General features: G+C 67.9%; 22 protein-coding genes. 7 read left to right on the forward strand and 15 right to left on the reverse strand.

Annotated elements, in window-relative coordinates; all coding sequences use genetic code 11:
- Positions 1 to 66 precede the first annotated feature (66 nt).
- The 5 genes from DIE04_RS26890 to DIE04_RS26910 form a co-directional block, all read right to left on the reverse strand.
- A complete protein-coding gene (locus DIE04_RS26890; RefSeq protein WP_124524097.1) occupies positions 67 to 1158 on the reverse strand; it encodes a porin in 1092 nt (363 codons plus the stop codon).
- A 220-nt stretch (positions 1159 to 1378) separates the two neighbouring features.
- Positions 1379 to 2101, reverse strand: a complete 723-nt coding sequence (locus DIE04_RS26895) for an SDR family NAD(P)-dependent oxidoreductase (protein WP_124524098.1) — start codon at positions 2099 to 2101, stop codon at positions 1379 to 1381.
- Positions 2079 to 3200, reverse strand: coding sequence for a 2,3-butanediol dehydrogenase (locus DIE04_RS26900; protein ID WP_124524100.1), 1122 nt, complete (start codon positions 3198 to 3200; stop codon positions 2079 to 2081). The genes DIE04_RS26895 and DIE04_RS26900 overlap by 23 nt, the downstream gene beginning before the upstream one ends.
- Before the next feature lies 1 nt (position 3201).
- Positions 3202 to 4512 (reverse strand): MFS transporter, encoded by a 1311-nt coding sequence (locus DIE04_RS26905; protein WP_124524102.1) that lies wholly within the window; start codon positions 4510 to 4512, stop codon positions 3202 to 3204.
- An 18-nt stretch (positions 4513 to 4530) separates the two neighbouring features.
- A complete protein-coding gene (locus DIE04_RS26910; RefSeq protein ID WP_124524104.1) occupies positions 4531 to 5064 on the reverse strand; it encodes a 2,4'-dihydroxyacetophenone dioxygenase family protein in 534 nt (177 codons plus the stop codon).
- A gap of 177 nt (positions 5065 to 5241) precedes the next feature.
- Between DIE04_RS26910 and DIE04_RS26915 the strand changes: the two genes are divergently transcribed.
- A complete protein-coding gene (locus DIE04_RS26915; protein ID WP_124524106.1) occupies positions 5242 to 6204 on the forward strand; it encodes a helix-turn-helix domain-containing protein in 963 nt (320 codons plus the stop codon).
- 92 nt (positions 6205 to 6296) lie between these two features.
- Here DIE04_RS26915 and DIE04_RS26920 read toward each other — a convergent pair whose 3' ends face one another.
- The 4 genes from DIE04_RS26920 to DIE04_RS26935 form a co-directional block, all read right to left on the reverse strand.
- Positions 6297 to 7886: a GMC family oxidoreductase gene (locus DIE04_RS26920; protein ID WP_409333461.1), complete on the reverse strand. Its 1590-nt coding sequence runs from the start codon at positions 7884 to 7886 to the stop codon at positions 6297 to 6299.
- Between the two features lie 187 nt (positions 7887 to 8073).
- Entirely contained in the window at positions 8074 to 9042 is a 969-nt protein-coding gene (locus DIE04_RS26925; protein WP_124524110.1) for a helix-turn-helix domain-containing protein, read from the reverse strand.
- A 588-nt stretch (positions 9043 to 9630) separates the two neighbouring features.
- Positions 9631 to 10578, reverse strand: a complete 948-nt coding sequence (locus DIE04_RS26930; RefSeq protein WP_124489009.1) for an aldo/keto reductase — start codon at positions 10576 to 10578, stop codon at positions 9631 to 9633.
- A 359-nt stretch (positions 10579 to 10937) separates the two neighbouring features.
- Positions 10938 to 11558: a LysE/ArgO family amino acid transporter gene (locus tag DIE04_RS26935; protein ID WP_124489010.1), complete on the reverse strand. Its 621-nt coding sequence runs from the start codon at positions 11556 to 11558 to the stop codon at positions 10938 to 10940.
- Positions 11559 to 11664: 106 nt separating this feature from the next.
- Between DIE04_RS26935 and DIE04_RS26940 the strand changes: the two genes are divergently transcribed.
- Complete coding sequence (locus tag DIE04_RS26940; RefSeq protein ID WP_124524112.1) at positions 11665 to 12558, forward strand: LysR family transcriptional regulator ArgP; 894 nt, start codon at positions 11665 to 11667, stop codon at positions 12556 to 12558.
- Between the two features lie 60 nt (positions 12559 to 12618).
- Here the strand turns inward: DIE04_RS26940 and fnr are convergent, their stop codons facing one another.
- From fnr to DIE04_RS26955, 3 genes are all read right to left on the reverse strand, one after another.
- Positions 12619 to 13365 (reverse strand): fumarate/nitrate reduction transcriptional regulator Fnr, encoded by a 747-nt coding sequence (fnr, locus tag DIE04_RS26945; protein ID WP_044846467.1) that lies wholly within the window; start codon positions 13363 to 13365, stop codon positions 12619 to 12621.
- Between the two features lie 178 nt (positions 13366 to 13543).
- On the reverse strand, positions 13544 to 14011 hold the full coding sequence (locus DIE04_RS26950; protein WP_124524114.1) for a universal stress protein: 468 nt from the start codon (positions 14009 to 14011) through the stop codon (positions 13544 to 13546).
- Between the two features lie 368 nt (positions 14012 to 14379).
- The gene (locus DIE04_RS26955) at positions 14380 to 14790 is read right to left on the reverse strand and encodes a DUF3005 domain-containing protein (RefSeq protein WP_124524116.1); all 411 of its coding nucleotides are present in this window, start codon (positions 14788 to 14790) and stop codon (positions 14380 to 14382) included.
- A 279-nt stretch (positions 14791 to 15069) separates the two neighbouring features.
- On the opposite strand from DIE04_RS26955, the gene DIE04_RS26960 reads away from it, so the two are divergent.
- Both DIE04_RS26960 and epsC read left to right on the forward strand, forming a co-directional pair.
- Positions 15070 to 15303, forward strand: coding sequence for a hypothetical protein (locus DIE04_RS26960; protein ID WP_044846464.1), 234 nt, complete (start codon positions 15070 to 15072; stop codon positions 15301 to 15303).
- Positions 15304 to 15440: 137 nt separating this feature from the next.
- Complete coding sequence (gene epsC / locus DIE04_RS26965) at positions 15441 to 16361, forward strand: serine O-acetyltransferase EpsC (protein ID WP_124524118.1); 921 nt, start codon at positions 15441 to 15443, stop codon at positions 16359 to 16361.
- A gap of 131 nt (positions 16362 to 16492) precedes the next feature.
- Here epsC and DIE04_RS26970 read toward each other — a convergent pair whose 3' ends face one another.
- From DIE04_RS26970 to DIE04_RS26980, 3 genes are all read right to left on the reverse strand, one after another.
- Positions 16493 to 17296, reverse strand: coding sequence for an SDR family oxidoreductase (locus tag DIE04_RS26970; RefSeq protein WP_124524120.1), 804 nt, complete (start codon positions 17294 to 17296; stop codon positions 16493 to 16495).
- A complete protein-coding gene (gene folE / locus DIE04_RS26975) occupies positions 17296 to 17925 on the reverse strand; it encodes a GTP cyclohydrolase I FolE (protein ID WP_044846461.1) in 630 nt (209 codons plus the stop codon). The genes DIE04_RS26970 and folE overlap by 1 nt, the downstream gene beginning before the upstream one ends.
- Before the next feature lie 101 nt (positions 17926 to 18026).
- On the reverse strand, positions 18027 to 18953 hold the full coding sequence (locus tag DIE04_RS26980; RefSeq protein ID WP_044846460.1) for a LysR family transcriptional regulator: 927 nt from the start codon (positions 18951 to 18953) through the stop codon (positions 18027 to 18029).
- 117 nt (positions 18954 to 19070) lie between these two features.
- On the opposite strand from DIE04_RS26980, the gene pobA reads away from it, so the two are divergent.
- The 3 genes from pobA (at position 19071) to DIE04_RS26995 (ending at position 21837) form a co-directional block, all read left to right on the forward strand.
- The gene (gene pobA, locus DIE04_RS26985) at positions 19071 to 20303 is read left to right on the forward strand and encodes a 4-hydroxybenzoate 3-monooxygenase (protein ID WP_044846459.1); all 1233 of its coding nucleotides are present in this window, start codon (positions 19071 to 19073) and stop codon (positions 20301 to 20303) included.
- Positions 20304 to 20448: 145 nt separating this feature from the next.
- Positions 20449 to 21165 carry a 3-oxoacid CoA-transferase subunit A gene (locus DIE04_RS26990; RefSeq protein WP_124489018.1) on the forward strand — a complete coding sequence of 239 codons (717 nt, stop codon included), beginning with the start codon at positions 20449 to 20451 and terminating at the stop codon, positions 21163 to 21165.
- 15 nt (positions 21166 to 21180) lie between these two features.
- Positions 21181 to 21837: a CoA transferase subunit B gene (locus DIE04_RS26995; RefSeq protein ID WP_012365076.1), complete on the forward strand. Its 657-nt coding sequence runs from the start codon at positions 21181 to 21183 to the stop codon at positions 21835 to 21837.
- Positions 21838 to 21907 lie beyond the last annotated feature (70 nt).

Below are 21907 nucleotides of genomic sequence, written 5' to 3' on the forward strand. Positions count from 1 at the left end.
GACCCGCCAACGGAAACCCGCCCGGCATCGACCGGGCGGGCGTTTTCCGTTCAACGCCGACGTCGATCAGAACCGCGTACTGAACCCGATCCGCGCGACCGACTGCAGCGCGCCGCTCGACGCGCCGTTCGCATCCATCACGCCGTTGATCTGCGCGTTGCTGCCGTGGCTTGCACGCTGATGCACGCCCGCGACATACACCATCGTGCGTTTCGACAGCCAGTACTGGACGCCGGCCAGGAACTGGTGCGCATGCGCGTTGTCGAGCGTGTCGTTGCCCTTCATGTACGTGTAGCTCGCCCCGATCACCCAGACCGGCGACGGATGCCACGCGGCGCCGGCTTCCGCCGACCACGCGCCCGCGCCGTTCCACGCGTTGTGCACGGTCGTGAAGAGCGCCTTCGCCGTGACCGTGCCGAGCGTGTAGTGCGCGCCCGCGCCCCAGTTGCGCACGGTGGTGGCCGGCAGCCCGCCCGCCGCGCCGTACTTCTGGTTCGTATAGGCCGCGCCGGCGCCGAACGGGCCGTTGTCGTAGCTCGCGCCGACGCTGACCGTATTGTTCGCGCCGACCGATCCCGCGACGTTGCCGAAGCCGTACAGCGCGCCGAAGGTCAGGCCCGAGATCGACGCGCTCGTGTACTTCACGGAATTCGCGACGCGGTTGCTGCCCGCGACGCGATCCCAGTCGAATGCGCCGGTCGGGTTGTTCGGCAGCGCGAGCTTGTCGAACGGGCCGTTGCGAAAGCCGTACAGCCCGACGAGATCCTGCGCGATCTCGTTGCCGCTCGCGGCCAGCGCGTCGACCATGAACTCGTACTGGTTGCCGAGCGTGAGCGTGCCGTAGCGGTCGTTCTGCAGCCCGACATAGGCCGTGCGCGCGAACAGGCCGCCGCCGATCATCGATCCGTTCGCGAGCGAGAACTGATCGACGAGCCGGAAGATCGCGCACGTGCCGGCGCCGAGGTCCTCCTTGCCCTCGAAACCAAGCAGGTTCGGGAAGAAGATGTTGTCGTCGAATTTCGCGTTGCCGTGGCCGCCTTCGTTGCTCACGTAGCTGAGGCCGGCGTCCAGCAGCCCGAACATCGTCACGCTGCTCTGCGCGAACGAGGCGGCCGGAATCGTGCAGGCCGCGAGGGCCAGCAAGGTCTTTTTCGTCATCTCCAAAGTGCTCCTCACATGTCCGGTCACGCCGGAATATTTTTGATTGGACTACTGATTGATATGAAGATAGTGAAACGTGCAACGGTCGATCGGGTCGCGCCCGGAAACAGGAGCCGAAAGCAGGAGCCGAAAACGTAAGCCGAAAACGGCACGCCGGCATTCCGGCACGCGGACACCGACGCACACCTCCTGCGCCGATGCCCTCGCGCGCCCGGCGCTAGACCGTCGAATACCCGCCATCCACCGGCACGATCGCGCCGGTGACGAACGATGCGCCGGGCGAGCACAGGAACAGGATCACGTCCGCGACCTCGTCGGCCGTGCCCCAGCGCGCGAGCGGCGTGCGATCGAGAATCCGCCGCGACGCCTGCGCGTCGGCCATCAGCCCGCTGCTGAGCGGCGTGTCGATCCAGCCGGGCGCCACGGCGTTCACGCGGATGCCGCGCTCGGCCCACGCCTGCGCGAGCGAGCGCGTCAGTTGCGCGATGCCGCCCTTGCTCGCGCTGTATGCCGGGCGATCCTTGCTGCCGAAGTACGTGTACATCGACGCGACGTTGACGATGCTGCCGCCGTTCGCCGAGAGTGCCGGCAGCGCGGCGTCGGACGCCCGCATCACCGACGTCAGGTTCACGTTCAGCACGAGTTCGAACTGGTCCATCCGGTATTCGTCCGCGTGCCGGCTGATGCCGACGCCGTTGACGAGCACGTCGACGCGCTGCAGCGAGCGGATCTGCCGCGTCAATGCTGCGTCGTCGGTCACGTCGAGCTCGACGCAGCCGATGCCGGGATGCACCGGCGCATGCGGGCCGGCGGCATCGAGCCCGAGCGCGACGACCGACGCGCCCGCTTCCGCGAAACGCCACGCGGTGCGCGCGCCGATGCCCGACGTGCCGCCCGTGACAACGACGGTCTTGCCGTCAAACGACCAGGGGCGGCTCATGTTCGATGCTCCCGACGGTGTGAACAGGGCGCGCATGCCGGCGCGATGGTGCAACCAGGATCTTGATCTGCGCGCGATCGGCGAGCAGCGCGTCGAAGCCGTCGCCGACGGCGTCCTCGAGCGAGACGGTGCGCGTGACGATCGACGTGAGATCGAGCGCGCCCGACCCGATCAGCCGCAGCAGGTCTTCGTACACGTGCCGGTAGCCGACGCTCGCCGTGAAGGTCAGCTCGTCGTTGACCGCGCGGAACGCATCGAAGCCCGCATGCGGCATCAGGCCGACCATCACGAGGCGGCCGCCCTTGCGCAGCCCCTGCATCGCCGCCTCGAACGTGGCCGGCAGGCCGGCCGCCTCGAAGCTCACGTCGACGCCGAGCCCGCCCGCCGCTTCGCGGATCGCGTCGCGCAGCACCGGGGCGTCGAGCGAGCGCGCGTCGAACGCGTGCGTCGCGCCGAAGCGCGCGGCCGCCGCGAGCCGCTCGGGCGACACGTCGACCGCGACGATGGTCGTCGCGCCCTGCAGTCTCGCGAGCATGACCAGCAGCAGGCCGATCGGCCCGAGCCCGAACACCGCGCAGGTGTCGCCGAGCCGCAGTTCGCCGCGCCGCAGCGCGTGCAGCGCGACGGCCGCCGGTTCCATCACCGCGGCCTGTTCGAGACTGACGTCGTCGGGCAGGCGGTGCAGCATGTAGGCCGGCACGACCGCGAAATCGGCCATCCCGCCGTCGCCCATCAGGCCGGCGAAGCCCATCGACACGCACAGGTTGTACGACCCTGCGCGGCAATACGCGCACTGGTGGCAGTGATACTCGGGCTCGACCGCCACGCGGTCGCCGGGGACCAGCGTCGTGACGCCCGCACCGACTTCGACGACGGTGCCGCAGAACTCATGACCGAGCGTCAGCGGCGCGGTGCGGCCGGACAGCGGATGCGGCGCGTCGATGGGAATCGCGTGCGGGCCGTCCGCGTATTCGTGCAGGTCGCTGCCGCAGATGCCGCAATACGCGACCGCGATGCGAACCTCGCCGGGCCCGGCGCGCGGCGTGTCGAGATCGACCAGGCGGATGTCGCGCGGGCCGTGCCATTGAAGTGCGCGCATGTCAGCGTCCTCCGAGGTTTTGCGTATCGAGACGGGGAGCGGCATCGGCGCGCGCGCGCTTGCGCAGCACCGCGGGCGCGGTTTCGACCAGGCCGAACGACAGCACGCACGCGAGGATCGCGCCGGCGGCCGACGTCCACATCGCGAACTGCAGGCCGTACTTGTCGGCCGCGAAGCCCGCGACGGTCGGCGCGACGAAGCCGCCGATCAGCTCGCCCGCGCCCATGATCAGGCCGAGCGCGCTGGCGATCGCGCGGGGCGGCACCGTTTCGGCCGGGATCGTCGCCATGAACAGCGTGAAGCAGCCGAGGCCGGTGTACGTGACGAACACGAGCGCGCCGAGCGCCCAGAGCGAATCGACGTGGATCATCACGACCGGGCAGGCGGCGGCGATCAGCGCGAACGCGATCATCGTCGGCTTGCGACCGATCCGGTCGGAGATCGCCGGCACCGCGAAGCCCCAGAACACCCACGCGGCGCCGAGGCACGTCATCACGACGCCCATGTCGGCCGGGGACAGGTGGCGGCTCTCGACGAGGAAGACCGGCGCGAACGAGATGATCACGATGAACCACGTGAGGAAGAAGCAGCTGATCAGCACGCAGAGCAGGATGTTGCGCTCCTTCAGCAGCGCCCAGCGGTCGATCGCGGTGCCGCCGGCCGTCTGCGTACCGTGCGTGGCCGCGTCTTCGGCCTGTGCGTGCCGTACGCCGCCGGGCGGCACCTCGCGCACCCAGCGCCAGATGCAGAACGCGATCAGGAAGCCGGGCACGCACGACACGTAGAACGCCTCGCGCCAGCCGTAGGCGGTCGCGATGCCGATCACGACGGGCGGGCCGATCATCGCGCCGAGCAGGCCGGCGGCCGAGCCCTGCAGCAGGCCCATGTTCAGCCCGCGGCGGCTCGGCGTCGAGCTCTCGACCATCAGCGATTGCGACAGCGGCAGCACGGGGCCCTCGGCGATGCCCATCAGCGCGCGGAACGCGATCAGGCTCGCGAAGCCGCCGACGAGCCCCGACAGCGCCGAGCATACGGAAAAGCCGAGCACGGCCGCGATCAACAGCGGCTTGCGCGTGCCGCGCGCATCGGACCACGCGCCGGTCGCGGCGCCCGACAGCGCCCACGTGAGCGCGAGCGCGGACGAAACCATGCCGAGCTGCGTATTCGACAGGTGCAGTTCGGCCGACATGAACGGGAACAGGAACGACAGCGCGAGGCGGTCGAAGAACACGAAGCCGAACGTCATGAACAGGATCAGCAGCAGCCTGTTCTCGTACGTCCATGCGAGTTTGGGGGAAGGGCGGGATGTCATGGGCGGCCTCGTCGCGCGTCAGCGGAACAGCTTCTCGATCGCGTGCGCGCCGAGGCCGACCTTCTCGTAATGCGCCTTGCACATCGCGATGTACGAATGCACGTCGAAGTAGCCGTCGGGGTTGCCTTCGTCGTCGAGCCAGATCAGCGGGCCCTTGACGATGAAGAACGCGCGCATCGGTTCCGGATGATCGAACGCGACGAGCGTGTGGCCTTCGCCGGGCGTTTCATACACGAAATCGCCGCGCGTCGCGGTCCATTCGTGCTCCAGGTAGCCCCACTTGCCGGACAGCGTGTAAGCGAACACCTCGTGCGGGTGGTAGTGCCGGTTCACGAGCCCGGCTTCCTTCGCCATCAGGATGTCGCACCATTTGTTCTGCGACGGCGAGATCCACAGCGGCCGCGACGAAACCGTTTCGGTAAACGGAACGTAATAGCGCGTGTCCTCGGTGGCCGCGTTCGGGATGTACGCTTCCGGCAGCGCATCGGGCTTGAACGGATTGGCAATCGGCGCGATGTTTTGCCAGAATTCGGATACGGCTTGGTCGACCACGGTTCGTCTCCTTGTGGTTAGGTGTCGTGGGGTCGACTTTAGCCAGCCGGTGCGCGCCGCTCTTGACTGGGCTGGACGAATTGCTTGATCCGGCCGGACATCGCACCGCAACAACAACCAGACGCACCATCCCCCAATCCGTGCCGCTCCGCACGACGGGCGCCCGCAGGAGGCGACGTGACGAATTCGACCGTTCTTTCATGCACGCGCGGCTCGACGGCCGACGTGCCGGTGCGCGACCGGATGGCCTACTGGGATGCGTTCAACGCCGCGACGCTGGTCGGCCTGCGCTGCTCGTCGCTGTCGCCGGCCGGGCTCGAGGTCGAGAAGACCGATCTCGCGCTGCCGGGGCTCGGCGTGGCCGACATCAGCGGGCGCGATCACGTGATCGAGCGCAGCCCCGCGCTGGTGCGCCAGTTGCCGAAGGAGTCGCTGTTTGCGTGCCAGATCCTGAGCGGTCGCGCGTATTTCATCCAGCGCGAGCGCTGCCTGCTCGCGGAAGCCGGCGACATCGTCGTGTACGATACGCGCGTGCCCTATCTGTTCGGATTCCTGACGCCGATGCGGCAATTGCTGATCGATATCCCGATTGCCACGTTCGACGATCGATTCGACGCGGAGCTGGCGGCGCTGCCGTTGCGGATCGCGCCGAAACCGGGTGCGGGCGCGATGCTCGGCGCGACACTGCGCGCGAGCGTCGAGCGCTTCATGAAGGCGCCGGTCGAAGACGACGCCGCGCGCTTCGTCGAACACACGCGCATGCTGGTCGCGGAACTCATCGACGCCGAAGTGAACGGCGCACGCGCATCGCGCGCGTCGCTGTCGTACCTGCTGACCGCGAAGCAGTACATCGCGACCCATCTCGGCGATCCGGAGCTCGGGCCACAGGCGGTGGCCGATGCGGTCGGGCTGTCGTTGCGGCACCTGGGCCGGCTCTTCGCGGCCGAAGGCGAGTCGATCACGCAGCACATCTGGTCCGAGCGGCTGACGCATGCGCATCGCGAGCTGACCGACGCGCGCCTGCGCAAGACGAGCATCGGCGAGATCGCGTTTCGGTGGGGCTTCTCCAGCCAGGCGCACTTCAGCCGTGCGATTCGCGAGCGCTACGGTGCGTCGCCGATGGCGCTGCGCAGCGCTTGACGTTGAAGCAGCGGAACCGATGCCGACGCGGCGCGTGGCTCACGCGCCGCTTTCGTTTTCATTGCATGCCGGTCGCGGCGTGAGTCGCCGCGTCACTCCGCGAGCATGAACTCGGCACAGCGTTCCGCGATCATGATCGTCGGCGCGTTCGTGTTGCCCGATACGATGCGCGGCATCACCGATGCGTCGCAGATCCGCAATCCGTCGATCCCTTGCACCGCGAGACGCGGCGTCACGACCGCGGTTTCGTCGCTCCCCATCCGGCAGGTGCCGGCCGGGTGATAGACGGTTTTCGCGCGGCACCGCACGTAGTCGGCCAGCGCGTCGTCGGTCAGCGCTTCGGCTTCGCGGACGATGCGGGCGAGCGACGGCGCGCGGATGATCTTCCGGGCGAGCGCGACGCCGCGCACGAGGCCGTCGACGTCCGCCGGATCCGACAGTGCGCCGCTGTCGAACCGGATCGGCACGGCCGGATCGTTGCCGCGCAGTTGCACCGAGCCGCGCGAACGCGGCCGCAACAGGCACGGATTGATCGACAGGCCGTGGCCCGGCAGCGGTGCGCGATCGACGTCGCCGACGAGCGTCGGCAGCACGTGGAACTGGATGTCGGGGCGGCCGCTGCCGGTCGTATCGACGAACGCGCCGGATTCGACGACGTTCGACGTCAGCAGGCCCGTGCGGGTCAGCATCCATTGCAGCCCGTGCCGCAGCGCCTTCAGCCCGCGATCCTCGCCGAACAGGCTGATCGGCGAGTGGCTGTAGCCGTAGATCGAGACCTCGAGATGGTCCTGGAAATTCGCGCCGACTTCCGGGCTGTCGTGCAGCACGTCGATGCCGTGCGCGCGCAGGTGCGCGCCGGGTCCGATGCCCGACAGCATCAGCAGCTTCGGCGTACTGAGCGCGCCGGCGGCGAGTACGACGTCGGCGCGGGAGGTGGCCGAGCCGGTCGCGCCGTTCTCCATCCGCCATTCGACGCCGGTCGCGCGCCGGCCGTCGAAACGCACGCGGGTCACGCGGCAGCCGGTCAGCACGCGCAGGTTCGGGTCGCCGAGCGCGTCGGCGAGATAGGTCGCCGCGGTGCTGCCGCGCTGCCCGTCGAAAATCGTCGTGTGGTAGAAGCCGGCGCCGTGCTGCGCGGCGCCGTTGAAATCGTCGTTGTACGCGATGCCGGTTTCCTGCGCGGCCTTCACGAACGCCAGGCTCAGCGGATGCCGGAAGCGCGTGTCGCCGACCTTCAGCGGCCCGTCGGTGCCGTGGAACGGCTCGGACAGCCGCAGGTGCGACTCGGCGCGCTTGAACACCGGCAGCACGTCGCTCCAGCGCCAGCCCGTGCAGCCGAGCGCGGCCCATTCGTCGTAGTCGGCGCGCGTGCCGCGCACGTACAGCATCGCGTTGACCGAACTGCCGCCGCCGAGCGTGCGGCCCTGCGGCACGTAGGTCCTGCGTCCCGCCGCGCCGGCCTGCGGCTCGCTTTCGAACGTGACCGTGCGCTGCGTGCCGAGCACGCGGATGAACGTCGCCGGAATCCGGATGAACAGGCTGTCGTCCTTCGGGCCGTCCTCGAGCAGCAGCACGCGCCTGCCGGCCTTCACCAGTCGATGTGCCACCGTGCAGCCGGCCGAACCGCCGCCGACGACGATATGGTCGTACGTCTCCATCCCGCTTTGTCTCCTCGCTGTCAGGCGGCGGAACGAGCACCGCCGCGCAGGAAGCCAGCTTAGCGACGGGCGCGTGTCCCCGTTTGACCGGGGCGGACGCCGGGCTTGCTTCGCGCGGACACGGCGGCGCGCCGCGGCGGCTCATGCAGCGATCTCGTTGCGCTGACCATTGGCCGTGGATTGCGCAGCGGGAGAACCCGGCGACGAGTGGCTAGCGCGGGTTGCCCGGCGCGCGCGTGTCGCTCGGCGTCTCGCCGAAGCGCGCGCGATAGCTGCGGCTGAAGTGCGCGCTGTTGTTGAAGCCCCAGCGGAACGCGATTTCGCTGACCGTCAGGTGTTTCAGCGATCGGTCGCGCAGGTCGGCGCGGCAGCGTTCGAGACGCCGCGCGAGGATGTAGCGCGTGAGCGGCATCCCTTCGATTTCGAAGATGCGCGCGAGTTGGCGCGGCGACAGGTTGATCGCGCGGCTGACCGACCGGGTATCGAGATCGTCGTCGGCGAGATGGCTGTCGATGAATGCCTTCGCGCGCGACAGCGTGTGGACGGTCGACTTGGTCGGCGACGCGTCGCCTTCGCGCAGCCGCAGCATCGACTGCATCAGGTCGAGCATCGCGGCGGCGCGCCGTTCGCGCGCGGTGGGCATCGATTCGTGCGGTTCGGCGAGCAGTGCGTAGAGCTGCCGCGCGGCCCACGACGTGACGCCGTCGTCGCGGTCGATCTTGACGACGCTGCGATGGCGCCACGGGCCCACGTGCGCTTCGAACACGTCGCGCGGCACGTCGAGCACGGTCATCGCCATATTCGCGGGAAAGCCGTGACCGTACGGCATCGACGTGTCGTACAGCACGATGTCGCCGGGCGCATGCTGGATGCACTCGACGTCCTGGAACGTATAGCCCTGCCCTTCGTGCATCAGGCACACGAACACGGCGTCGCGCGGGTCCGCGTGGATGTTGTGCGGCGTGCGCACGACCGCATGCCGGTTCGCGACGATGTCGCACACCCCCAGCAGCCCCAGGTCGCGCTTGCGCAGCGACGCGTCGATGCCTTCGGACGATTTGCCGCTGCATTCGATGCGCACGAGCGAGCGGGCGACATGGTCGACCCAGAAGTCGACGCGTTCGTCGCCGCGTACGGCGCGCGTCGAGATCGACACGATTCCCGTGCTGATGTCCGGCATGACGTCCTCCCAATGACCGCCCGAGCGGCGCAGTCTCGGATACGCCGGCGGGCGCGGTCAATCGGTGAAAGACCCGGGGCGGGCCCGGGATGCGCTTGCGGCGGCGCGTTGCGGCCGGATGTCCGTGTGAGTCAACGAATATGGCCGGGAAAGGCAAAACGTGCGGGCGTGTGCGGGGTATGTTGTTCGGTTCGGTTCGGTTCGAACGGTGAGACGCGCAGCTGCTTCGTTATACGGAATAAAAGTCGCGTGCCGCCGGATCGTCTCGTTGAAGCTGCGCGGTGGTCGCGTGATTCGTCGAGCTCGCATCTCGCGCGCTGGCCAAGCGATGGCGGTATGCATGTTTGCGTGCCGCCGAAGACCTGGGGCAGCGGTGTGTCGTGGACTTTTTTCGTTGAGTTGGAACAGAAGCGCGTGTTGTCGGATCGCATTGCCGAAACCGCGCGCCGGTCGAGTGATTCGCGGCGCTCTTCCCGCGCGCGCGGCGTGAGCGATGCCGACGTCCCTGTTCGCGTCACCCGCGCCTCGCACCGGCGGCTTGAAGCGCGAAACGCCGCGATTCAAGCCGTCATCTGCTTGTACGCGACGTCAGACCGCGCTGGCCGCGTCGATCTTCCGAATGTCCTCATCGTCGAGCCGCACGCGAATCGCCTCGCCGAGCAGCGCGAGCTGTTCGAGCGACGTCGCGCTCGCGATCGGCGCGGTGATCGTCGGCCGCGCGATCTGCCATGCGAGCGCGATCGCGGCCGGCTGCGTGCCGTGCTTCGCCGACACATCGTCGAGCGCCGCGAGAATGCGCAGGCCGCGCGCATCGAGATAGCGGGCGACGCGATCGCCGCGCACGCTCTTCTTCAGGTCGGCCTCGCTGCGGTACTTGCCCGACAGGAAGCCGCTCGCGAGCGCGTAGTAGTTGACGACGCCGAGCTGCAGGTCGCGCACGACCGGTTCGAGATCGCGCTCGTAGTCGGCGCGGTTGATCAGGTTGTATTCCGGCTGGATCACCTGGTACGCGGGCAGGCCGTCGCGCTTGCTGATGTCGGCGGCTTCGCGCAGGCGCGCGCCGCTGTAGTTCGACGCGCCGATGATGCGCACCTTGCCCGCGTCGATCAGCGTCTGGTATGCGGCGAGCGTTTCTTCGAGCGGGGCCGTGTCGGCCAGATCGCGGTGCGAAAAGTACAGGTCGATGTAGTCGGTCTGCAGGCGGCGCAGCGAATCGTCGGCGGCCTTCAGGATGTTGTCTTTCGTGAGGCCCGCACGCGCGTCTAGCAGGCCGACCTTGGTCGCGATCACGACCTGGTCGCGCTTGCCGGAACGCTTCAGCCACTTGCCGATGATCGTCTCCGATTCGCCGCCGCGGTTGCCGGGCACCCAGGCCGAATAGACGTCGGCCGTGTCGATGAAGTTGATGCCGGTGTCGGCGAGCGCGTCGAGCAGCGCAAACGATGCGTTTTCGTCGACGGTCCAGCCGAAGACGTTGCCGCCGAAGGCGAGCGGGGAAACCTGGATGTCCGAGGTGCCGAGGGTGCGTAGTGCCATGTTGCTCTCCGGAATCTGAAGGGTGACGGGTTGGAGCGACGGGATTGGCCGCGATGAATGCGACGGGACGGCGGTCGGGTGAAGCACGTTCGCCGTTGTCGCGGGACGCTGGAACATTCTCGCCGATCGACCGGATTCGTGCAGCGGGCGCGCGGCCGTGAAGACGGAGGAATTGCAGCGGACGGCGGACGCATCGTCTGCTGCGTGGGTCATTCGTGCCGCCGCGTTCGATCGGGAACCGAATTTTGTTGCGGCCGGGCGCGGCAACGGGAGAGACGGGCGGAGCTGGCCGCTTCGCCGCAGCGGAACGAAAAGCGGGCGGCAAGTTGCCGCCCGCGATCGATCATTCACCGAGGCCGTTATCGCAACTGCACGGCCGCCAGGAACAGCACCATGCTGCCGATCGCGCCGTCCAGCACGCGCCACGCGACGGCCTTGCGGAACCACGGCGCGAGCAGTCGCGCACCGTATCCGAGCCCGAGGAACCACACGACGCTGACCGACATCGCGCCGATCGCGAACGCCAGCCGCGTGCCTTCCGGCTCTCGCGCACCGGCCGTGCCGATCAGCAGGAACGTATCGAGATACACGTGCGGGTTGAGCCACGTGAACGCGAGCGTCATCAGCACGATCGCGACCGCGCTCTGCGGCGGCGGCGCGACGGCGTCGCCGCGCACGTCGAGCGTTGCGTGTCCCGGCTTGAACGCGCGACGCAGCGCGTTGAAGCCGAACCATGCGAGATACGCGAGGCCGACGTACAGCACCATGTGGACGAAGGTCGGATAGCGTTCGACGAGGACCGACGCGCCGCCGACGCCCGCGCCGATCAGGATCATGTCGGACAGCGCGCACAGCAGCACGATCTTGCCGACATGCGAGCGCATGATGCCTTGCCGGAGCACGAATGCGTTCTGCGCGCCGATGGTGACGATGAGCGACCCGCACAGAGCGGCGCCGTGGGAAAAAGCGATCCAGTTCATGATGGGGAGCGGTGACGCAGTAGACGGGTGAATCGGTTGGCGCTAGTCTGCGGTGAGCTGAGACATAAGAGAAGCTAATTCACCTAATGCAGATTAAGGAAATCTAATGCTCGACTACGCATTGCTCGATGCCCTCGCGGCGGTGATCCGGCACGGTTCGTTCGAGCGGGCGGCCAAGGAGCTGAACGTCACGCCGTCGGCGGTATCGCAGCGCGTGAAACTGCTGGAGGAGCGTGTCGGCAGCGTGCTCGTCAAGCGCGGGCAGCCGTGCGTCGCGACGACGTCGGGTGCGCTGCTGTGCCGGCATACCGAGCGCGTGCAATTGCTCGAGGCCGAACTGGGCGGCCGGATGCCCGCCTTGCCGGGCCAGATCGCGAGCGCATGGCCGACGTTGCGTGTCGCCGTCAACGACGACAGCGTCGCGACCTGGTTCATCGATGCGGTCGGGCCGTTCTGCACCGAGCGCGAGACCTTGCTCGACCTCGTGATCGACGACCAGGACCATACGGCCGCGCGAATTCGCGATGGCAGCGTGCAGGGCGCGGTGACCGCGCAGGCCGAGCCGATCCAGGGATGCCGGTCGACGCGGCTCGGGCGTATCCGCTATCGCGCGGTGTGTTCGCCGGCGTTTTACGCGCGCTATTTTGGTGCGGGCATCACGCGCGATGCGCTGCGCCGCGCGCCGTGCGTGATGTTCAATTCGAAGGACGGCTTGCAGGCGCGCTTCGTCCGGCGCGTGACGCGCGCGGATCTCGATCCGCCGCAACACTGGATCCCGCACGTCGCGGGCTACCTGCGCGCTTGCGAAACGGGGCTGGGATGGGGGATGTGCCCGGACCGGATGGTCGATCGCCAACTGGCGGCGGGCGAACTGGTCGACATGTCGCGCGGGCGGACCGTCGATATCGATCTGTACTGGCAGAGCTGGCGCCTGTCGATCGGCTGGCTCGACGACTTCAGCGCGGCACTGAAGGCGCGCGCCGCGCTGTTTCTCGACTGATCGAGGCGGGCGCGGCGAATGGCGGCCGGCGTCGGCGCGCAGGTCACGCGCCGCGCGGGGTCAGACGTGGTGCAGGCCGTCGAAGTCGACGATCTGCACGAGGCGGCCGTGCATTTCGATCAGGCCGCGCTTCTGGAACTTCGACAGTGTGCGGCTGACCGTTTCGAGCGTCATGCCGAGGTAGCTGCCGATGTCTTCGCGCGTCATCCGCAGGTTGAATTCCGACGGCGAGTAACCGCGCTTCAGGTAACGCGCCGACACGTCGAGCAGGAATGCGGCGACGCGCTCTTCGGCGTTCAGCGAACCGAGCAGCATGGTCTGCGACGTTTCGCGCACGATCTGTTCGCTCATCAGCTTGTGCATCCGCAGCTGCATCGTGCCGGCTTCCGAGCACAGCGACTTGAGCGCGCTGTACGGAATCACGCAGACCGAGCTGTCTTCCAGCGCGACCGCGGTGCGCGGGTGCGTGTCGTCGCAGATGCCGTCGAGGCCGAGCGCCTCGCCCGCGAGGTGCAGGCCGGTGACCTGCTCGCGGCCGTCGTGGCGCGTGGCGACGGTTTTCAGCGAACCCGAGCGCACGGCGTACAGGTTGTCGAAGGTGTCGCCTTCGCGGAACAGCGCTTCGCCGCGCTTGACCGGGCGTGCCGCGCAGATGACCGATTCGAGGCGGCTGAGCGCGTCGGGTGCGAGGCCCTGCGGCATGCACAGGTGCCGCATTGCGCACGACGAGCAGTGCGGGGCCTGGCGGGGCGCCCAGGTGCCTGCATGGGACGGTACGGCGGGGCGTGTGGCGACGGGCGTCAACATGATCGTTTACTCCGGCATTGAATCGACGGAATCATTGTCCCACCGCAAGTTGCCGCTGTCGGGCGACAAAACGTCGCGACCGCGCGCACATGCCGCGGGCATTGCAGCGGCCTGCGTGCAGGCACGCCGCTGCGCGTGCGCGCCGCGCCGCGCACGCCGATGCCGATGCCGACACCGCTCAGCCTTCCTGATCGTCCGTATGCGCGGCGGCCGGGATCAGCAGCACGGGCAGCGTCGCATGCCGCACGCACTGTTCGGCGATGCTGCCGAGCACGAGGCGACGGAACCCGCGGCGGCCGTGCGTGCCGAGCACGAGGAGGTCGGCGCCGAATGCTCTCGCACCGTCGAGGATCAGCGTCGACACGTCGTTGAGCGACGACGCCTCGCTCGTCAGCGTCTCGCCCTTCACGCCGGCCGCCTGCATCAGCTTCGTGAAATCCGCCGCGAGCGCATTGCCTTGCGCGATGAGCTGATCGCGCAGCACGGACGGGTCGTAGCCCGGCACGTTGTAGTAGATCGCGGCGTTTTCGACGACGTAGAACGGCTGCAGTTCGGCACCGTGCTCCTTTGCGAGCGCGAGGGCGGCGTCGAACGCGTGGCGTGCGGTGTCGCTGCCGTCGATGGCAACCAGAATGCGCTTGTACATAGTGTCTCCGAGTGGCGGATTGAACGGAAGTCGGCCGAACGGCCGGGCCGGCCGTGCGTCGCTGCGAGGCAGGGTAAACCAACGGCGGGGACTTTGCAGCGACGTGCCGGCGGTCGCGAATGGGCATTGAAGCGCATCCGTATCGCGATGACGTGACTTCGATCAATGCCGATGCATCGGCGTCGTGAAATCCCGCGTGCCGAACCCGAACCGGGCGCCGATATCGATTCCGGCGCCGATTCGGAAGATCGCACCGCCTGCGCACCGAGCGACCGGCCGGCGCGCGAACGCGCACGCCGGTCCGCCGCCATCGGCCGTCGGCGCTCTTCAACCCGCCGATCGAACGATCGATTCAAACGCTGCGTGCGTTACCGCGGCACCGCGGTGATTTCGATCACCCGTTCCGGCCGGCGTCCGTGGCCGGGCCAGTGCGCGCTGCCGTACATCCGGTGAACCGGGCCGTACGGCGTGTCGCCCGCGTGCGACGGCGCGTCGAACCCCTTCTCGATCACCATGTAGCCGGCCCGCAGCGCGAACGCCGGATGATTGCCGCCCGGCCGGCTGTCGAAGCCGGCGAAGCCGTCACCAGCCTCGGGCATCGCGTTGACGAGCGACGCGTTGCTGCCCGTGATCTGGTCGGGCGGGAAGGGGCTGCCGCTCGCGAGACGCGCCGCCTCGCGATTCTTGCCGTCGGTGTCGACGGTGCTGTCGTGCGTGTCGTCGTTGTCGAGTTCGATGCTGCGCGGATGCGCGGCGTGCGCTTGAGCTGACGTTTCCATCACGGCTCTCCTGGCGGCGTAGCGCTCCGGATCGAAGCAAATCCCGTTCCGGGCAAGACGGGAAAATGGTGCGCGGGCGATCGCCGCAGTCGCGTGGCGCGCACTGATTTGTCATGATTTATTTCAGCTAGAACACCCGTTTTCTACAGAGTATGATTCTTTTCCTGCGAAGCGGCGACAGGGGATGCAGTACGCGCCGACTCTGCCCGCACCGGGCGCCGCAGCACCCTTAGAGACGGGTAGCGAACAACAAGCAAAGGGACTAGAGGTGGCGGATTCATGCAAGCGACTACTGCCTTCACGCACCGCGGTTATCTGTTGAATTGCGCGCCCGCGCGCGCCACTGACGGATCGTTCAAGCCCTACGTCGTGATCTCCCGATCGAGTGACGGGGAACTCGTCGCGAACCGTTTTTTCCCGAGCGAGCTCCAGTTCAACGACGAAGGCGACGCGATCGCGCATGCGCGCGACTGGGCCGTGCGCTGGATCGACGCGAGCAGCGTCACGATCTGACGCCGTCGCGCGGCGGCAGCGGCGGCCGTCCGGCCGATCCCCCGGCGTGCCGCCGCCCGGCGAAAACGCGGTAATCTTGCGGAACCCGTCACTTTATTAGCGGCCGTGCGATCGCGCGCGGCTGCCTGCATTGGCATATGTCGACATCACCCGCCCGTCAGTGGGGCCTCGAAGAAATCGTTGCCGGCTTGCGCGAATCGCGCGAGGAACTTCACCGCACGCGTCATCCGCGCGGCATCCGCGAGCTGCCGTCGCGCGACGCGATCTGCAAGATCGTCACCGGCCTGCGTGCGTCGATGTTCCCGACGCACTACGGCGCGCCGGATCTGACCGACGAAAGCGTCGACTACTACGTCGGCCACACGCTAGAAAGCACGCTGCGGATCCTGTCCGAACAGATCCGCCGCGCGCTGCCGTTCCTGCCTGAGCATGCGGACACGCCATTCGCGGAACTCGACGAACGCGCGTTCGAGATCGCGCGCGAGTTCGGCCGGCAGTTGCCGGCGGTTCGCGCGCTGCTGGTCAGCGACATCCAGGCTGCCTACGCGGGCGATCCGGCCGCGCAGCACATCACCGAGATCCTGCTGTGCTATCCCGGCGTGTTCGCGATGATGCACCATCGGCTCGCGCATGCGCTGCACCAACTCGGTGTGCCGCTGCTCGCCCGCTTCATCAATGAAATCGCGCACTCGGCCACCGGCATCGACATTCACCCGGGCGCGCAGATCGGCCCGAGCTTCTTCATCGATCACGGCACCGGTGTCGTGATCGGCGAAACCGCGATCATCGGCGAGCGCGTGCGCGTGTACCAGGCCGTCACGCTCGGCGCGAAGAGCTTCCCGGCCGATGGGGACGGCACGCTGGTGAAGGGCAACGCGCGGCATCCGATCGTCGAGGACGACGTGGTGATCTATGCGGGCGCGACCATTCTCGGCCGCGTGACGATCGGGCGCGGCTCGGTGATCGGCGGCAACGTGTGGCTTACGCACAGCGTGCCGCCCGGCACGAGCGTCGCGCAGGGCAAGGTCCGCGAAGGCGGCAGCGGCGAGAAGCCGTAACGCGGCGCGCGAACGGCGAAACTGTCGTTCGCGCGGCGCAGGCGCAGGCGCAGCGAAGGCGAAGGCGCGCGCCGACACCCGCATACCGGTGTGCCAAGAGGGTGCACGGCTGCCGCCGCACCCCCGCTTCGTCAGTGCTTGCCGGCCGGCGAGCGATGCTTGTAGAGCACGTCCTGGTCGACGCGGATCAGGTTCTGCCCCGCATCGACGACGAAATCCACGCCGTTGTACGCGCTGCCCGTCAGCAGCAGGATCGCGCTCGCGACGTCGTCGGGGCCGGCGATGCGCGCGAGCGGCGTCGACGCGCGGCTCGCGTGTTCGAAGTCGGCCTGCGTCTGGTCGTCGCTCGGCAGCATCAGCCCCGGGAACACCGCATTCACGCGCAGCACCGGCGACGACGACAGCGCGAGCATCTGCGTGAGGTTGCCGAGCGCGGCCTTCGCGACCGTGTAGCTGAAATGGTCGCGGTGGAAGTTTTCCTTGATCTTCTGGTCGACCACGTTGACGACGACGCCCTGCGTGCCGGCCGCGCGGGCCCGTTCGTAGAACGCGCGCGTGAGCAGGATCGGCGCGCGGCAGTTGACGGCCCAGGCCTGGTCGAATGCCGCAAGGTCGAAGCTCGGGAAATGGTCCTGCCAGAACACCGACGCGTTGTTGACCAGCACGTCGAGGCGGCCGAAGCGCGCATAGACCTGGTCGATCAGTGCGGTGATCTGCACGGCATCCGACAGGTCGGCCTGCAACGCGACCGAATCATGCCCGCGTTCGGCGATCGTGCGGGCGGCCGCCTGCGCGGCATCGGCGGAGCGGTCGTAATGGACCGCGGTGCGATAGCCGTGCGCGGCGAAATACTCGGCGAACGCGCGCCCGGCCCGGCGCGCGGCGCCGGTCACGAGCACGACCGGCGCGTGTGCCGCTTGCTTCGTGGACTGCATTACGTATTCGTCAGGTTGACTGAAGAAGGATTGGCGACGATCGACAGGAATTCGCGCCGCGTCGACGGATCGGTGCGGAACGTGCCGAGCATGCGCGACGTGACCATTTCGACGCCCGGCTTGTGAATGCCGCGCGTCGAGATGCACTGGTGCGCGGCTTCGAGGATCACGCCGACGCCCTTCGGCTGCAGCACGTCGAACAGCGTGTCGGCGATCTGCACGGTCATCTTTTCCTGGATCTGCAGGCGCTTCGCAAACGCGTCGACGAGACGCGCGAGCTTCGAGATGCCGACGACGCGATGGTTCGGCAGATACGCGACGTGCGCGCGGCCGATGATCGGCACCATGTGGTGCTCGCAGTAGCTCTCGAAGCGGATGTCCTTCAGCACGATCATCTCGTCGTAGCCGTCGACTTCGCTGAACGTGCGCGCGAGGATGTCGCGCGGTTCCAGCGCATAGCCGGCGAAGAACTCTTCGTATGCGCGCACGACGCGCGCCGGCGTGTCGAGCAGCCCTTCGCGGGCGGGATCGTCGCCGGCCCAGCGCAGCAGCACGCGAACGGCATCCTCCGCTTCTTCGCGGCTCGGCCGGGATGCGGCCGGCTCGGGCCGCGCGTTCTTTTTACCCATCTAGTCGCTCCATCGAATGCGGCCGCCTGCGGCGGCGCGGATATCCGGTCATTGTTTCATGCTTTCGCGGGTCGTGCGTGCGGCCTGCCGCACACCCCGCGTCACTTCGGCCACTCGTCCTGCTCGTCGTTGAACAGCGACGCGACGACGCCGCGCAGCCACGCGGTGCGCGGATCGTTGTGGAACTTGCGATGCCAGTGCTGCTTCAGGTCGAAGCGCGGCAGCGGCACCGGCGGCTCGACCGGCACGATGAACGCGTGCTCCGCCGCATACGCATAGCCGATCGCGTGCGGCACCGTCGCGATCAGGTCGGTGCGGCTCAGGATGAACGGCAGGCTCATGAAGTGCGGCGTCTCGAGCACCGCGCGGCGCTGCATGCGCTGCTTCGCGAGGTATTTCTCGAGCACCTCCTGGCTGCGCCCTTCGGCGCGCACCACCGCATGCCCGCATGCGAGGAACTGCTCGGCCGTGAACGGGCGCGCCTGTTCGAGCGGATGGCCGCGCCGCATCAGGCAGACGAACCGGTGTGTAAACAGACGCTGCTGGAAGAAGTTGTTGCCGTCGAGATCGGGGAAATAGCCGACCGCGAGATCGATCGAGCCGGCTTCGAGGCCGCGGCCGACTTCGTCGTGTGCGAGCGAGACCGAGCGCAGGTTCGCGTGCGGCGCGCGCGTCGCGAACGCCTGCAGCAGCTTCGGCAGGAACACGATCTCGCCGACGTCCGACAGCGCGATCGAGAACGTATGCGTGCTCGCCGCCGGATCGAAGTCGTGCGGCGCGACGAGGCCGCGCTCGATCTGCGCGAGCGCATCGCGCGCGGCCGGCAGCAGCGCGAGCGCGCGTGGCGTCGGCTCCATCCCGCGCGACGTGCGCACGAACAGCGGATCGCCGAAATACTCGCGCAGGCGGCCGAGCGCGGTGCTCACGCGCGGCTGGCTCACGCCGAGCAGGTCGCCAGCGCGGCTGACGTTGCGCGTGTCGTCCAGCGCGACGAGGTACGGAATCAGGTTCAGATCGAGCGTGTCCATCACGGGAGCCAGTATCTTCAAAGCGTATACAACATATCTCCTGAATCGCGTTGCTGCATAGTCGGGAAAGCGCTCAAATGGGTTCCATTACTCGAACCAATGTTCAGGAGACGAACAATGCGCACCCAGGTCGCCATCATCGGCGCCGGTCCGTCCGGCCTTTTGCTTTCCCATCTGCTGCGCCTGCAAGGCGTGGATTCCATCCTCGTCGAGGCGCGTTCGCGCGAATATTGCGAGAACCGCATCCGCGCCGGCGTGCTGGAGCAGGGCACGGTCGACACGCTCAACGAAGCCGGCCTCGGCGACCGGATGCGCCGCGAAGGGCTCGAACACCACGGCATCGAGCTGCTGTTCTCGGGCCAGCGCCATCGCATCGACCTGAGCGCGCTCACCGGCGGGCGCGCGATCACCGTCTACAGCCAGCACGAAGTGGTGCGCGACCTGATCGCGGCCGGCGTCGAGCACGGCCACGCGATGCATTTCGAAGTGAGCGACGTTGCGCTGCACGATGTCGAGAGCGAGCGCCCATTCGTCACGTTCAAGCATGCCGACGGCCGCGAAGACCGCATCGACTGCGACTACATCGCCGGCTGCGACGGCTTTCACGGCATCGCGCGCCAGACGATTCCGGCCGAGCGGCTGAACACGTTCGAGCGCGTCTATCCGTTCGCGTGGCTCGGCATCCTCGCCGACGCGGCACCGTCGCTCGACGAACTCGTCTACGCGCATCACGACAACGGTTTCGCACTGTTCTCGATGCGCTCGCCGACGGTCACGCGCCTCTACCTGCAGTGCAAGCCCGACGAAGACCTCGCCGAATGGTCCGACGCGCGGATCTGGGACGAACTGCACACGCGCTTCTCGAACGACACCGGCTGGACGCCGACCGAGGGCCGGATCACGCAGAAGAGCGTGACGCCGATGCGCAGCTTCGTGTCGGAGACGATGCAGCACGGCCGCCTGTTCCTCGCCGGCGACGCCGCGCACATCGTGCCGCCGACCGGCGCGAAGGGGATGAACCTCGCGGTGGCCGACGTCCGCGCGCTGTCCCGCGCGCTCGGCGCCCGCTACCGCAACGGCGACGCGACGCCGCTCGAGCGCTACTCGGCGACCTGTCTCGAACGCGTGTGGCGCGCCGAACATTTCTCGTACTTCATGACGAACATGCTGCATGCGTCACCGGAGGACTCGCCGTTCGTCAATCGCCTGAAGTTTGCCGAGCTGAAGTACGTGACGCGCTCGCGGGCCGCCGCGCAGTCGCTCGCCGAAAACTACGTCGGCCTGCCGTTCGACGACCAGACGCCCCCCGAGGGATCCCGCCTTGACAACGCGCTGTGCGCGACTCTATGATCGGCCAATCGTTCGCTAATCGAATCTCGGTTCGACTATCGAACAAATGCCGAAGGTCGACGACGGCCTTCGACGCGGCACGCGACACGCGCGTGTCCCCTCGACAGGCCGCGCATCGAGCCGCGGGTTCGTATCAGGAAGAGACATGGTCAACAAGATTTTCGAATCGCTTCAATCGGCGGTCGCGGACGTCCACGACGGCGCGACCATCATGATCGGCGGGTTCGGCACGGCAGGCATGCCGTCCGAGCTGATCGACGCGCTGATCGAGCAGGGCGCGCGCGGCCTGACGATCGTCAACAACAACGCGGGCAACGGCGAGACCGGCCTCGCGGCGCTGCTCAAGGCGAAGCGGGTGCGCAAGATCATCTGTTCGTTCCCGCGCCAGAGCGACTCGCAGGTGTTCGACGCGCTGTATCGCGCGGGCGAGATCGAGCTGGAGCTCGTGCCGCAGGGCAACCTCGCGGAGCGGATTCGCGCGGCGGGCGCCGGCATCGGCGGCTTCTTCACGCCGACCGGCTTCGGCACGAAGCTCGCGGAAGGCAAGGAAACGCGTGTGATCGACGGCAAGTCGTACGTGTTCGAGACGCCGATCCACGCCGATTTCGCGCTGGTCAAGGCGTACAAGGGCGATCGCTGGGGCAACCTCGTCTATCGCAAGACCGCGCGCAACTTCGGGCCGATCATGGCGAGCGCCGCGAAGGTCGCGATCGTGCAGGTGTCGGAAGTCGTGCCGCTCGGCGGGCTGAACCCGGAACACATCGTGACGCCGGGCATTTTCGTGCAGCGCGTCGTCGAAGTGCCGCAGGCCGCGCACGCGGCCGAGCTGGCTGCCGAACATGCTGCATCGCAAGCTGCCTGACCGAGGAGACCCGACATGAAACGACTGACCCGCGATGAAATGGCCAAGCGCGTCGCCCAGGACATCCCCGAAGGCGCGTACGTGAACCTCGGCATCGGCGTGCCGACGCTGGTGGCGAACCACCTCGACCCGAGCAAGGAGATCTTCCTGCACAGCGAGAACGGCCTGCTCGGCATGGGCCCGGCGCCCGCGCCCGGCGAGGAAGACGACGAGCTGATCAACGCCGGCAAGCAGCACGTGACGCTGCTCACCGGCGGCGCGTATTTCCACCACTCGGATTCGTTCGCGATGATGCGCGGCGGCCACCTCGACTACTGCGTGCTCGGCGCATTCCAGGTGTCGGCGAACGGCGACCTCGCGAACTGGCATACGGGCGCGCCGGATGCGATTCCGGCCGTCGGCGGCGCGATGGACCTCGCGATCGGCGCGAAGCAGGTGTTCGTGATGATGGAGCACCTGACGAAGCAGGGCGAGAGCAAGATCGTCGCGCAGTGCTCGTATCCGGTCACCGGCGTGCAATGCGTGAGCCGCATCTACACCGATCTCGCGGTGCTCGACGTGACGGCCGACGGCCTCGCGGTGAGCGAGATCTTCACCGACCTGTCGTTCGACGAACTGCAGAAGCTGACCGGCGTGCCGCTGATCGACGCGACGCGCAAGGCCGCGGCCTGACCGGCAAGCGTGCCGGCGCGCGCGATCCCGCGCACGCCGGCACGCTTGGGTAGACAATAAGCGCACGCCG

This window comes from Burkholderia sp. Bp8994, from assembly GCF_003853805.1.
Classification (GTDB): Bacteria; Pseudomonadota; Gammaproteobacteria; order Burkholderiales; family Burkholderiaceae; genus Burkholderia.

Coding starts and splice junctions, on each gene's coding strand:
- DIE04_RS26925 (WP_124524110.1), bottom strand. CDS start 9,042: ATGCCGGACATCAGCACGGGAATCGTGTCGATCTCGACGCGCGCCGTA.
- DIE04_RS26900 (WP_124524100.1), bottom strand. CDS start 3,200: ATGCGCGCACTTCAATGGCACGGCCCGCGCGACATCCGCCTGGTCGAT.
- DIE04_RS26990 (WP_124489018.1), top strand. CDS start 20,449: ATGGTCAACAAGATTTTCGAATCGCTTCAATCGGCGGTCGCGGACGTC.
- DIE04_RS26960 (WP_044846464.1), top strand. CDS start 15,070: ATGCAAGCGACTACTGCCTTCACGCACCGCGGTTATCTGTTGAATTGC.
- DIE04_RS26940 (WP_124524112.1), top strand. CDS start 11,665: ATGCTCGACTACGCATTGCTCGATGCCCTCGCGGCGGTGATCCGGCAC.
- folE (WP_044846461.1), bottom strand. CDS start 17,925: ATGGGTAAAAAGAACGCGCGGCCCGAGCCGGCCGCATCCCGGCCGAGC.
- DIE04_RS26980 (WP_044846460.1), bottom strand. CDS start 18,953: ATGGACACGCTCGATCTGAACCTGATTCCGTACCTCGTCGCGCTGGAC.
- DIE04_RS26890 (WP_124524097.1), bottom strand. CDS start 1,158: ATGACGAAAAAGACCTTGCTGGCCCTCGCGGCCTGCACGATTCCGGCC.
- DIE04_RS26935 (WP_124489010.1), bottom strand. CDS start 11,558: ATGAACTGGATCGCTTTTTCCCACGGCGCCGCTCTGTGCGGGTCGCTC.
- DIE04_RS26955 (WP_124524116.1), bottom strand. CDS start 14,790: ATGGAAACGTCAGCTCAAGCGCACGCCGCGCATCCGCGCAGCATCGAA.
- DIE04_RS26930 (WP_124489009.1), bottom strand. CDS start 10,578: ATGGCACTACGCACCCTCGGCACCTCGGACATCCAGGTTTCCCCGCTC.
- DIE04_RS26970 (WP_124524120.1), bottom strand. CDS start 17,296: ATGCAGTCCACGAAGCAAGCGGCACACGCGCCGGTCGTGCTCGTGACC.
- DIE04_RS26905 (WP_124524102.1), bottom strand. CDS start 4,512: ATGACATCCCGCCCTTCCCCCAAACTCGCATGGACGTACGAGAACAGG.
- DIE04_RS26995 (WP_012365076.1), top strand. CDS start 21,181: ATGAAACGACTGACCCGCGATGAAATGGCCAAGCGCGTCGCCCAGGAC.
- epsC (WP_124524118.1), top strand. CDS start 15,441: ATGTCGACATCACCCGCCCGTCAGTGGGGCCTCGAAGAAATCGTTGCC.
- DIE04_RS26950 (WP_124524114.1), bottom strand. CDS start 14,011: ATGTACAAGCGCATTCTGGTTGCCATCGACGGCAGCGACACCGCACGC.
- fnr (WP_044846467.1), bottom strand. CDS start 13,365: ATGTTGACGCCCGTCGCCACACGCCCCGCCGTACCGTCCCATGCAGGC.
- pobA (WP_044846459.1), top strand. CDS start 19,071: ATGCGCACCCAGGTCGCCATCATCGGCGCCGGTCCGTCCGGCCTTTTG.
- DIE04_RS26895 (WP_124524098.1), bottom strand. CDS start 2,101: ATGAGCCGCCCCTGGTCGTTTGACGGCAAGACCGTCGTTGTCACGGGC.